Annotated in this window: 10 protein-coding genes; all 10 read left to right on the forward strand. The window is 59.7% G+C overall.

Translation table 11 applies throughout. From position 1 onward, the window contains the following. On the forward strand, positions 1-1,244 hold a 1,244-nt coding region (locus ACE04F_RS27270; RefSeq protein ID WP_486110650.1), incomplete at its 5' end, for a peptidylprolyl isomerase. Beyond that, positions 1,241-2,230, forward strand: coding sequence for a 4-hydroxythreonine-4-phosphate dehydrogenase PdxA (gene pdxA, locus ACE04F_RS27275; protein ID WP_486110651.1), 990 nt, complete (start codon positions 1,241-1,243; stop codon positions 2,228-2,230). The genes ACE04F_RS27270 and pdxA, both read left to right, overlap by 4 nt. Continuing rightward, positions 2,227-3,045 (forward strand): 16S rRNA (adenine(1518)-N(6)/adenine(1519)-N(6))-dimethyltransferase RsmA, encoded by an 819-nt coding sequence (gene rsmA, locus ACE04F_RS27280; protein ID WP_486110652.1) that lies wholly within the window; start codon positions 2,227-2,229, stop codon positions 3,043-3,045. Before pdxA ends, rsmA begins: the two co-directional genes overlap by 4 nt. Before the next feature lie 109 nt (positions 3,046-3,154). Further along, entirely contained in the window at positions 3,155-3,535 is a 381-nt protein-coding gene (apaG, locus tag ACE04F_RS27285) for a Co2+/Mg2+ efflux protein ApaG (protein ID WP_486110653.1), read from the forward strand. Then, positions 3,535-4,410, forward strand: a complete 876-nt coding sequence (locus ACE04F_RS27290; protein WP_486110654.1) for a symmetrical bis(5'-nucleosyl)-tetraphosphatase — start codon at positions 3,535-3,537, stop codon at positions 4,408-4,410. Before apaG ends, ACE04F_RS27290 begins: the two co-directional genes overlap by 1 nt. Positions 4,411-4,443: 33 nt before the next feature. Then, entirely contained in the window at positions 4,444-4,773 is a 330-nt protein-coding gene (gene glpE, locus ACE04F_RS27295) for a thiosulfate sulfurtransferase GlpE (protein WP_486110655.1), read from the forward strand. Positions 4,774-5,071: 298 nt separating this feature from the next. Continuing rightward, the gene (locus tag ACE04F_RS27300; RefSeq protein ID WP_305498395.1) at positions 5,072-6,994 is read left to right on the forward strand and encodes a PrkA family serine protein kinase; all 1,923 of its coding nucleotides are present in this window, start codon (positions 5,072-5,074) and stop codon (positions 6,992-6,994) included. A 120-nt stretch (positions 6,995-7,114) separates the two neighbouring features. Continuing rightward, a complete protein-coding gene (locus ACE04F_RS27305) occupies positions 7,115-8,386 on the forward strand; it encodes a YeaH/YhbH family protein (protein ID WP_305498393.1) in 1,272 nt (423 codons plus the stop codon). Further along, complete coding sequence (locus ACE04F_RS27310; protein ID WP_486110656.1) at positions 8,383-9,948, forward strand: SpoVR family protein; 1,566 nt, start codon at positions 8,383-8,385, stop codon at positions 9,946-9,948. Before ACE04F_RS27305 ends, ACE04F_RS27310 begins: the two co-directional genes overlap by 4 nt. A gap of 64 nt (positions 9,949-10,012) precedes the next feature. Beyond that, a complete protein-coding gene (locus ACE04F_RS27315; RefSeq protein WP_486110657.1) occupies positions 10,013-11,239 on the forward strand; it encodes a multifunctional CCA addition/repair protein in 1,227 nt (408 codons plus the stop codon). Positions 11,240-11,377: the final 138 nt, after the last annotated feature.

Consider the following 11,377-nt stretch of genomic DNA (forward strand, 5'->3'; position numbering starts at 1 on the left):
CCCCCCTACAGTCCATCGACAAAGTCGTGGCCATCGTCGACAACGACGTGGTCATGCAGAGCCAGCTGGACCAGCGGGTCCATGAAGTTCAGCAAACCATCGCCAAGCGTGGCGGTGGCTTGCCGCCACCAGGCGTGCTGGACCAACAGGTGCTCGAGCGCCTGATCGTTGAAAACCTGCAATTGCAGATCGGCGAGCGTTCCGGCATCCGCATCACCGATGAAGAACTGAACCAGGCCGTCGGCACCATTGCCCAGCGCAACAACATGACCGTCGACCAGTTCCGCGCTGCCCTGGCGCGCGATGGCCTGTCGTTTGACGACGCCCGCGACCAGATCCGTCGCGAGATGGTCATCAGCCGTGTACGTCAGCGCCGCGTCGCCGAACGCATCCAGGTGTCCGAGCAGGAAGTGAAGAACTTCCTCGCTTCCGACCTTGGCAAGATGCAGCTTTCCGAAGAATTGCACCTGGCAAACATCCTGATTCCCACGCCGGAAAGCGCCAATTCGGAAGCGATCCAGAGCGCTTATCGCCAGGCAATGGACATCTACCAGCAGCTCAAGCAAGGCGCCGACTTCGGCCAGATGGCGGTAGCCCGTTCGGCCAGTGAAAACGCCCTGGAAGGCGGCGACATGGGCTGGCGCAAGGCCGCCCAGCTGCCGCCGCCGTTCGATCGCGAGCTGAGCACCATGTCCGTCGGCGACATCACCCAGCCAGCCCGCACGCCTGGCGGCTTCATCATCCTAAAGCTGCTGGAAAAACGCGGTGGCGGTACCCAGGTGCGTGACGAAGTACATGTTCGTCATATCCTGATCAAGCCAAGCGAGATCCGCAGCGAAGCCGAGACCAAGCGTCTGGCTGAGAAACTGTACGAACGCATCACCTCCGGCGAAGACTTCGCCGAGCTGGCGAAGAGCTTCTCGGAAGACCCGGGCTCGGCCCTGAACGGCGGCGACCTGAACTGGGTCGACCCGAACGCGCTGGTTCCCGAGTTCCGCCAGGTCATGGCCGAAACACCGCAAGGCCAGCTGTCGAAGCCGTTCAAGAGCCCTTATGGCTGGCACGTCCTGGAAGTCCTTGGCCGTCGCGCCACCGACAGCACCACCCAGGCGCGCGAACAACAGGCGATGACGGTATTGCGTAACCGCAAGTACGACGAAGAGTTGCAAACCTGGCTGCGTCAGATTCGCGACGAAGCCTACGTCGAGATCAAACTCCCTGGTGCAGACCAGGCAGCGCAGTGAAACCCAAGCGTTTCGCGCTGACTCCCGGCGAGCCTGCCGGCATCGGTCCCGACCTGTGCCTGCTGCTCGCCTCGCAAGTCCAGCCACACCCTCTGATTGCTGTCACCAGCCGCGACCTGCTCTTCGAGCGGGCTGCGCAGTTGGGGGTGGCCGTCGACCTGTTGCCAGTAACGCCGAACGCCTGGCCGGATGCCCCCGCTCCCGCCGGTAGCCTGTATGTATGGGATACACCGTTGGGCGCCCCTGTCACCGCAGGCCGACTCGATAAGGCCAACGCAGCGTTCGTGCTGCAGACGCTGACCCGCGCCGGCCAAGGCTGCCTGGACGGGGCTTTCGCCGGCATGATCACCGCGCCGGTGCACAAAGGCGTGATCAACGAGTCCGGCATCCATTTTTCCGGACACACCGAATTCCTGGCCGACCTGACCCATACCCCGCAAGTGGTGATGATGCTCGCCACCCGAGGCCTTCGCGTGGCCCTGGTCACCACTCACCTGCCGCTGCGAGACATCGCCGCTGCCATTACCCCGGAGCGCCTCGAACGCGTTACGCGGATATTGCACGCCGACCTCCAGCACAAATTCGGCATCGCCCGGCCCCGCATCCTGGTGTGCGGTCTGAATCCGCATGCCGGCGAAGGTGGGCATCTGGGCCGTGAAGAAATCGACATCATCGAACCCACACTGGAGCGCTTGCGCAGCGAGGGCATGGACCTGCGTGGCCCGCTGCCTGCCGACACTCTGTTTACCCCCAAATATCTGGAGCACTGCGACGCGGTGCTGGCGATGTACCACGACCAGGGCCTGCCCGTGCTGAAATACAAAGGCTTCGGTGCGGCGGTCAACGTGACCCTGGGCCTGCCGATCATCCGCACATCCGTGGATCACGGCACCGCCCTGGATTTGGCTGGCAGCGGCAGGATCGACACCGGGAGCCTGCAAGTCGCGCTGGAAACCGCCTACCAGATGGCCGAGACCCATTTATGACCGAGCAATACCAACACCGCGCGCGCAAGCGCTTCGGCCAGAACTTCCTGCATGACGCCGGCGTTATCGACCGCATCCTGCGCTCCATCAATGCCAAGCCCGATGACCGTATGCTTGAGATCGGGCCGGGCCAGGGCGCACTGACCGAAGGGTTGCTCGACAGCGGCGCGCAACTGGACGTGGTGGAGCTGGACAAGGATCTGGTGCCGATTCTCAACCAGCAGTTCGCCGGCAAGAGCAATTTCAACCTGCATCAGGGCGATGCGCTGAAATTCGACTTCAACAGCCTGAATGCCGCGCCGAACAGCCTTCGAGTCGTGGGCAACCTGCCGTACAACATCTCCACGCCGTTGATTTTTCACCTGCTGAACAATGCCGGCCTGATCCGCGACATGCACTTCATGCTGCAGAAAGAAGTGGTCGAGCGTCTCGCTGCCGGGCCTGGCGGAGGTGACTGGGGGCGTTTGTCGATCATGGTCCAGTACCATTGCCGGGTTGATCATCTGTTCAACGTAGGTCCCGGTGCGTTCAATCCGCCGCCGAAAGTCGACTCCGCCATCGTCCGACTTGTGCCCCATGCGGTCCTGCCGCATCCCGCCAAGGACCATCGCCTGCTGGAGCGTCTGGTACGCGAAGCGTTCAACCAGCGCCGTAAAACCCTGCGCAACACCCTGAAACTATTGCTCAGCAGTGCCGAAATCGAAGCCGCCGGCGTCGATGGCAGCCTGCGTCCGGAGCAACTGGACCTCGCAGCCTTCGTCCGCCTGGCCGACAAGCTCAGCGAACAGGTTGCGCCAAATACCGACGCCATCTGACGTTCAATGGTCGCTATCGGGCAGTACGCCAGTCTGGTCTACTACCCGATACTTGGCCTAGACTGATTCCCTCAGTTACGCCCGCGTCCCGCTTCCAAGGCCTTTTTGCATGTCCGATCCCCGTTACCAGGTCGACGTCAGCGTCGCCACCCGCTTCCTCGCTGAACAGTCGCAACCCGAGCACAACCGCTTCGCCTTTGCCTACACCATCACCGTGCGCAACAACGGCTCGTTGCCAGCCCGGCTACTGTCACGGCACTGGATCATCACCGACGGCGACGGGCACGTCGAAGAAGTCCGCGGCGAGGGCGTGGTCGGCCAGCAACCGTTGATCGACGCCGGCCAGAGCCACAGCTACAGCAGCGGCACCGTGATGACGACCAAGGTCGGCACCATGCAGGGCACCTACCAGATGCTGGCCGAGGACGGCAAACGCTTCGATGCCATCATCAAGCCCTTTCGGCTGGCGGTGCCCGGAGCGTTGCACTGATGGCCACGTATGCGGTCGGCGACCTGCAAGGCTGTCTCGACCCGCTCAAGTGCCTGCTGGAGCGGGTCGCCTTCGACCCACGCAAAGACACCCTCTGGCTGGTGGGCGACCTGGTCAACCGGGGGCCGCAATCGCTTGAAACCTTGCGCTTCCTCTACGGCATCCGCGATTCGCTGGTCTGCGTGCTGGGTAATCATGACCTGCACCTGCTGGCGGCCTGGCAGAACATCGAGCGCCTGAAGAAGTCCGATACCCTGAAGGAAATTCTCGACGCGCCTGATTGCGTCGAGCTGCTCGAATGGCTGCGCCAGCAGAAGCTCATGCACTACGACGAGGCGCGCAACCTGGCGCTGGTGCATGCCGGCATTCCGCCCCAATGGTCCTTGCGCAAGGCGCTTAAATGCGCAGGCGAAGTGGAACAGGCATTGCGCGATGACAACCTGTTCGGCCCTTACCTGGATGGCATGTACGGCAACGAACCGGTGAAGTGGGACAACGACCTCACCGGCGCCGCCCGCCTCAGGGTCATTACCAATTATTTCACCCGGATGCGCTTCTGCACCCGTGATGGCAAGCTTGATCTCAAGGGCAAGGAAGGCATCGAGACCGCCCCGCCCGGTTATGCGCCCTGGTTCAAGCACAAGGAGCGCAAGACCCGCCACTTGCGGATCGTCTTCGGCCATTGGGCCGCGCTCGAAGGCCAAAGCGACGAGCCAGGGGTCTTTGCCCTCGACACCGGCTGTGTCTGGGGCAGCGCGCTGACACTGATGAACGTCGACAGCGGCGAGTTGCTGCGCTGCGATTGCGACGAGAAGGGGTATGCCAGACCCCATCAACCGACCACTGCATCATTGCCGGCCGGCACTGCCATTTGATCGGCTTTGCAATTAAGGCCACAGGAGTCCCGTATGACCGAATTCAAACGCATCTCTCCCGAACAAGCCCAGGCCCTGCGTGAACAGGGTGCCGTCGTCGTCGATGTGCGCGACCCAGCCACCTTTGCGGCTTTGCATGTCAAGGGTTCCAAGCATCTGGACAACCAGTCCCTTCATGCCTTTATCCAAGCCGCCGACCTCGATGCGCCTACCGTCGTGGTCTGCTATCACGGCAACTCCAGCCAAAGCGCTGCCGCCTATCTGATCAGCCAGGGCTTCAGCGATGTCTACAGCCTGGACGGCGGTTTTGAGCTGTGGCGCACGACTTATCCTGACGAAACAGCGCAAGGCACTCCTGAATAATTTTTTATGACAGCCAAGCCCACGAGAACCGCGGGCTTGGGCGATGGCAGACGAACGGTCTGCCATAACTAATTACGTATTCCACCTTTACCTCTCGGATTCCGAACTATCCTTAGCCTCAGGCCATCCAAAACAGGGGAGAGCCGGTACACCGGCGCGCGGGTCATCGGGAGTCAGCTTTCAGGAGCTACCTGCTTGAGAGCATTCTGGGGGGTAAACGGCAACTGGGTTCCCAGCGGCTGTCCAGCATCGACTGATTGATCCGACACCGGCTCCACGTATCGAGCGAGGTGACGTCATGAGTATTTTTAGCCACTTCCAGCAACGTTTCGAGTCCACGCGGCAGGAGGAGTACTCGCTGCAGGAATACCTCGAACTCTGCAAGCAGGACCGCAGTGCCTACGCATCGGCCGCGGAGCGTCTGTTGCTGGCAATCGGAGAACCGGAACTGCTGGATACCTCGACCAACTCGAGGCTCTCGCGGATCTTTTCCAACAAGGTGATTCGCCGCTATCCGGCCTTTGCGGACTTCCACGGGATGGAAGAATGCATCGAACAGATCGTTTCCTATTTCCGCCACGCCGCCCAAGGCCTGGAGGAGAAAAAACAAATCCTCTATCTGCTCGGCCCTGTCGGTGGCGGTAAATCGTCCTTGGCCGAGAAGCTCAAGCAACTGATCGAAAAAGTGCCCTTCTATGCCATCAAGGGTTCGCCGGTGTTCGAGTCCCCACTGGGGCTGTTCAACGCTACCGAAGACGGCGCGATTCTCGAGGAAGACTTTGGTATTCCCCGGCGCTATCTCAATACCATCATGTCGCCATGGGCTACCAAGCGCCTGGCCGAGTTCGGCGGCGATATCAGCCAGTTCCGGGTGGTCAAGCTCTACCCCTCGATCCTTAACCAGATCGCCGTGGCCAAGACCGAGCCCGGGGATGAAAACAACCAGGATATCTCTGCCCTGGTGGGTAAGGTCGATATTCGCAAACTGGAGGAATTCCCTCAGAACGACGCCGACGCCTATAGCTATTCGGGCGCGCTGTGCCGGGCCAACCAGGGCCTGATGGAATTCGTCGAGATGTTCAAGGCGCCCATCAAGGTGCTGCACCCACTCCTGACTGCCACCCAGGAAGGCAACTACAACAGCACCGAAGGGCTGGGGGCGATTCCGTTCAGCGGCATCCTGCTGGCCCACTCCAACGAGTCGGAATGGCATACCTTCCGCAACAACAAGAACAACGAAGCCTTCATCGACCGGATCTACATCGTCAAGGTGCCGTACTGCCTGCGGGTGACCGATGAGATAAAAATCTACGACAAGCTGTTGTTCAACAGTTCGCTGTCCAAGGCCCATTGCGCCCCCGATACGCTGAAGATGCTGGCCCAGTTCACCGTGCTGTCGCGCCTCAAGGAGCCGGAAAACTCCAATATCTACTCGAAAATGCGCGTCTATGACGGGGAAAACCTCAAGGACACCGATCCGAAGGCCAAGTCGATCCAGGAATACCGCGACAACGCGGGCGTGGACGAAGGCATGAATGGTCTTTCCACCCGTTTCGCATTCAAGATCCTGTCCAAGGTCTTCAACTTCGACCCTCACGAAATTGCCGCCAACCCGGTCCATCTGCTTTATGTACTTGAACAGCAGATCGAGCAGGAGCAGTTCCAGGCTGAAACCCGTGAGCGGTACCTGCGCTTCCTCAAGGAATACCTGGCTCCGCGTTATATCGAGTTCATCGGCAAGGAGATCCAGACAGCCTACCTGGAGTCCTACAGCGAATACGGTCAGAACATTTTCGATCGTTACGTGCTGTACGCCGATTTCTGGATCCAGGACCAGGAATACCGGGACCCGGAAACAGGCGAAATCCTCAACCGCGTGGCGCTCAACGAGGAGCTGGAAAAAATCGAAAAACCGGCGGGCATCAGCAATCCGAAGGATTTCCGCAACGAAATCGTCAACTTCGTGCTGCGCGCCCGGGCCAACAACAACGGCAAGAACCCGACTTGGCTCAGCTACGAGAAGCTGCGGGTGGTTATCGAGAAAAAAATGTTCTCCAACACCGAAGACCTGCTGCCAGTCATCAGCTTCAATGCCAAGGCCAGCAAGGAGGACCAGCAAAAACACAACGACTTCGTTACACGCATGGTCGAACGTGGCTACACCGACAAACAGGTACGCCTGCTTTCCGAGTGGTACCTGCGGGTCCGTAAATCACAGTAGCGCAGCCACAAGCCGCAAGCGACGAGCTGCAAGACAGAAGCACGTGAACTCCGGGTTCCGGGCGACCGCTTCTACTTGCAGCTTGTAGCTCTCCACTTGAAGCTGCCCAGAGGGTCACCTATGAGCTATGTGATCGACCGACGCCTGAATGGCAAGAACAAGAGCACGGTGAACCGCCAGCGTTTCCTGCGGCGTTACCGTGACCACATCAAGAAAGCCGTCGAAGAGGCGGTCAGCCGTCGTTCCATTACGGACATGGAGCATGGCGAGCAGATCAGCATCCCTGGCCGCGACATCGACGAGCCGGTGCTGCACCATGGCCGTGGTGGCAAGCAGACCGTCGTGCACCCGGGAAACAAGGAATTCACCACTGGCGAGCACATCCCGCGCCCGCAGGGGGGTGGCGGCGGCAAGGGGCCCGGCAAAGCCGGCAATTCCGGCGAAGGCATGGACGAGTTCGTATTCCAGATCACCCAGGAGGAATTCCTCGAATTCATGTTCGAGGACCTGGAACTGCCGAACCTGGTCAAGCGCAACCTGACCGGTACCGACACCTTCAAGACCGTGCGCGCCGGGATCAGCAACGAGGGTAATCCGTCACGCATCAATATCATTCGCACCCTGCGTTCGGCCCATGCCCGACGCATCGCGCTGTCAGGCAGCAGCCGGGCAAAACTGCGCGAAGCCAAGGAAGAACTGGCTCGCCTGAAACGTGAAGAGCCCGACAATTTTGGCGACATCCAGGACCTCGAAGCGGAAATCGAAAAACTCAGCGCGCGTATCCACCGCGTGCCGTTCCTCGATACGTTCGATCTCAAATACAACCTCCTGGTGAAACAACCGAACCCCAGTTCGAAGGCCGTGATGTTCTGCCTGATGGACGTATCTGGCTCCATGACCCAGGCCACCAAGGACATCGCCAAGCGCTTCTTCATCCTGTTGTACCTGTTCCTGAAGAGGAACTACGACAAGATCGATGTGGTGTTCATCCGTCACCACACCAGCGCCAGGGAAGTCGACGAGGAAGAGTTCTTCTATTCCAGGGAAACCGGCGGCACGATCGTGTCCAGCGCGCTGAAACTGATGCAGGAGATCATGGCCGAACGTTATCCCGCCAATGAATGGAACATCTATGCGGCCCAGGCGTCCGACGGCGATAACTGGAACGACGATTCGCCAATCTGTCGCGACATCCTGATCAACCAGATCATGCCGTTCGTCCAGTACTACACCTACGTGGAAATTACTCCACGCGAACACCAGGCCTTGTGGTACGAATACGAACGCATCGCCGAAGCCTTTTCCGACACATTTGCCCAACAGCAACTGGTCTCGGCCGGGGACATCTACCCGGTCTTCCGTGAACTCTTCCAGCGCAGGTTAGTGACATGACCGCCAAAAAAGAGCAGAAGCGCCAACCCATTTCCACCGGCTCCGAATGGACATTCGAGCTGATCCAGGCCTACGACCGCGAAATCAGCCGTATCGCGGACCGCTACGCCCTGGACACCTACCCGAACCAGATCGAAGTGATTACTGCCGAGCAGATGATGGACGCCTATGCATCCGTGGGGATGCCGCTGGGTTACCACCATTGGTCCTACGGCAAGCATTTCCTCAGCACGGAGAAATCCTACAGCCGCGGCCAGATGGGGCTGGCCTATGAAATCGTGATCAACTCCGATCCCTGCATCGCCTACCTCATGGAAGAGAACACCATCTGCATGCAGGCGCTGGTGGTGGCGCATGCCTGCTATGGCCACAACAGCTTCTTCAAGGGCAACTATCTGTTCCGCACCTGGACCGACGCCAGCTCGATCATCGATTACCTTGTGTTCGCCAAGCAGTACATCATGCAGTGCGAGGAACGCCACGGCATTGATGCGGTGGAGGACCTGTTGGACTCTTGCCACGCCCTGATGAACTACGGCGTGGATCGCTACAAGCGGCCGTATCCGATTTCCGCCGAGGAAGAGCGCCGACGCCAGAAGGACCGTGAAGAACACCTGCAAAAGCAGATCAACGATCTCTGGCGGACCATTCCCAAGGGCGCGGACAAGTACAGCGAGAAAGACAACGCGCGGTTCCCTGCCGAACCCCAGGAAAACATCCTCTATTTCATCGAGAAACACGCACCGCTGCTGGAACCCTGGCAGCGTGAAATCGTACGCATCGTGCGCAAGATCGCCCAGTATTTCTACCCTCAGCGCCAGACCCAGGTGATGAACGAGGGTTGGGCAACATTCTGGCACTACACGTTGATGAACGACCTGTACGACGAGGGCCTGGTCACCGATGGCTTCATGATGGAGTTCCTGACCTCCCATACCAGCGTGGTATTCCAGCCAGGCTTCGATAGTCCCTACTACAGCGGTATCAACCCTTATGCCCTGGGCTTTGCCATGTACCGCGACATTCGGCGCATGTGTGAAGACCCTACCGAAGAGGATCGCCGCTGGTTTCCGGAAATCGCCGGCTCGGACTGGCTTTCCACGATCAAATTCGCCATGAGCAGCTTCAAGGACGAGAGTTTCATCCTGCAGTACCTTTCGCCCAAGGTGATCCGCGACCTCAAGCTGTTCAGCATCATGGACGATGATCAGAAAGACGACCTGCTGGTGCCCGCCATCCACGACGAGAGCGGTTACCGGGTCATTCGTGAAACCCTGGCGGCGCAATACAACCTCGGTAATCGCGAGCCCAACGTGCAGATCTACAGCATCGACCGCCGCGGTGATCGCTCGCTGACCCTGCGCCATCAACAGCACAATCGCAAACCGCTGGGCGAATCCACCGACGAGGTCCTCAAGCACCTGCATCGACTTTGGGGGTTCGACATCCACCTGGAAACCTTGCAGGGCGACCAGGTGATGAAAACCCACCATGTGCCGCCGCGCGGCGAACAAGGCGAAGGAGATTATGGGCGCCTGGACTTGGCCGTCATTCATCTTTGATAGCGTTTTCGCCTCCGAAGGTCCGGCTTAAAGGTTTATCCTGTCGGTCCAACGGAGGTTTTTTATGCAGATCTACAAAGTCGGCGGTGCTGTTCGTGATCGCCTGCTCGGCATTCCCGTCACCGACGTCGATCGGGTCGTCGTGGGTGCCACCGCCGAGGAAATGCTGGCCAAGGGATTCCGTCCCGTAGGGGCTGATTTTCCGGTATTTCTCGACCCGAAGACCGGCGAGGAATATGCCCTCGCTCGTACGGAGCGCAAAAGCGGCAGGGGTTATGGCGGTTTCGTATTCCATGCCAGCCCCGAAGTGACGCTCGAAGAAGACCTGATCCGCAGGGACTTGACGATCAACGCAATGGCCGAAGACGACCATGGCAATCTCACCGATCCCTACCATGGCCAGCGCGATCTCGAAGCTCGCCTGCTGCGCCACGTTTCCCCGGCGTTTGCCGAGGATCCACTCCGAGTCCTGCGAGTTGCCCGCTTTGCCGCACGTTATGCCCCGCTGGGCTTCAAGGTGGCGGACGAAACCCTGGCGTTGATGCGCAAACTCAGCGAATCCGGCGAGCTGGAAGCATTGACTGCCGAACGCAGCTGGAAAGAAATCTCCCGCGCTCTGATGGAAGATCAGCCACAGGTGTTTATCCAGGTGCTGCGCGACTGCGATGCCCTCAAGGTATTGATGCCCGAGGTCGATGCGCTGTTCGGGGTCCCGCAACCTGAAGCCCATCACCCGGAAATCGACAGCGGCGTCCATACCTTGAGCGTGCTGGAACAGTCGGCGCTGCACAAACAGCCGCTGACGGTCCGCTGGGCTTGCCTGCTGCACGACCTCGGCAAAGGTCTGACGCCCGAGCATGAATGGCCAAGGCACATCGCCCATGAGCACAAAGGGTTGAAGCTGATCAAAGCAGTCAACGAACGCTTCAAAGCGCCCCGTGACTGCCAGGAACTGGCGCTGCTGGTTGGGCAATACCACACCCATGGACACCGCGCGCTGGAGCTCAGGGCTACCACTTTGCTTGAGCTGCTGCAGAGCTTTGATGTGTACCGGCGCCCCCAGCGTTTCGAGGAGTTCATTGCCGCATGCGAGATGGATGCGCGAGGGCGCAAGGGGCTTGAGGAACGAAGTTACCCACAGGCTGATTACCTGCGGGGCGCTGCGTCAGCGGCCCGCGGCGTGGCGGTGCAACCGTTGCTGGAGAAGGGTTTCAAGGGGCCGGAACTGGGCGAAGCGATCAAGCGAGAGCGCCTCAGGGCGTTGAAAGCCTACAAGGAGGCGGCGAACTGACGGAAATGATCTCCCTTGAGATCTCGCTGAATATTCTGCCGTCTTCGCGAGCAGGCTCGCTCCCACAATTGGCGCTTGGCTGGACGACAATTATGTGTCCACTGAATTTCTAATGTGGGGGCGAGCTTGCTCGCGATG

This window comes from Pseudomonas sp. AGC41, assembly GCF_057334555.1.

Coding starts and splice junctions, on each gene's coding strand:
- rsmA (WP_486110652.1), top strand. CDS start 2,227: ATGACCGAGCAATACCAACACCGCGCGCGCAAGCGCTTCGGCCAGAAC.
- apaG (WP_486110653.1), top strand. CDS start 3,155: ATGTCCGATCCCCGTTACCAGGTCGACGTCAGCGTCGCCACCCGCTTC.
- ACE04F_RS27290 (WP_486110654.1), top strand. CDS start 3,535: ATGGCCACGTATGCGGTCGGCGACCTGCAAGGCTGTCTCGACCCGCTC.
- glpE (WP_486110655.1), top strand. CDS start 4,444: ATGACCGAATTCAAACGCATCTCTCCCGAACAAGCCCAGGCCCTGCGT.
- ACE04F_RS27300 (WP_305498395.1), top strand. CDS start 5,072: ATGAGTATTTTTAGCCACTTCCAGCAACGTTTCGAGTCCACGCGGCAG.
- ACE04F_RS27305 (WP_305498393.1), top strand. CDS start 7,115: ATGAGCTATGTGATCGACCGACGCCTGAATGGCAAGAACAAGAGCACG.
- ACE04F_RS27310 (WP_486110656.1), top strand. CDS start 8,383: ATGACCGCCAAAAAAGAGCAGAAGCGCCAACCCATTTCCACCGGCTCC.
- ACE04F_RS27315 (WP_486110657.1), top strand. CDS start 10,013: ATGCAGATCTACAAAGTCGGCGGTGCTGTTCGTGATCGCCTGCTCGGC.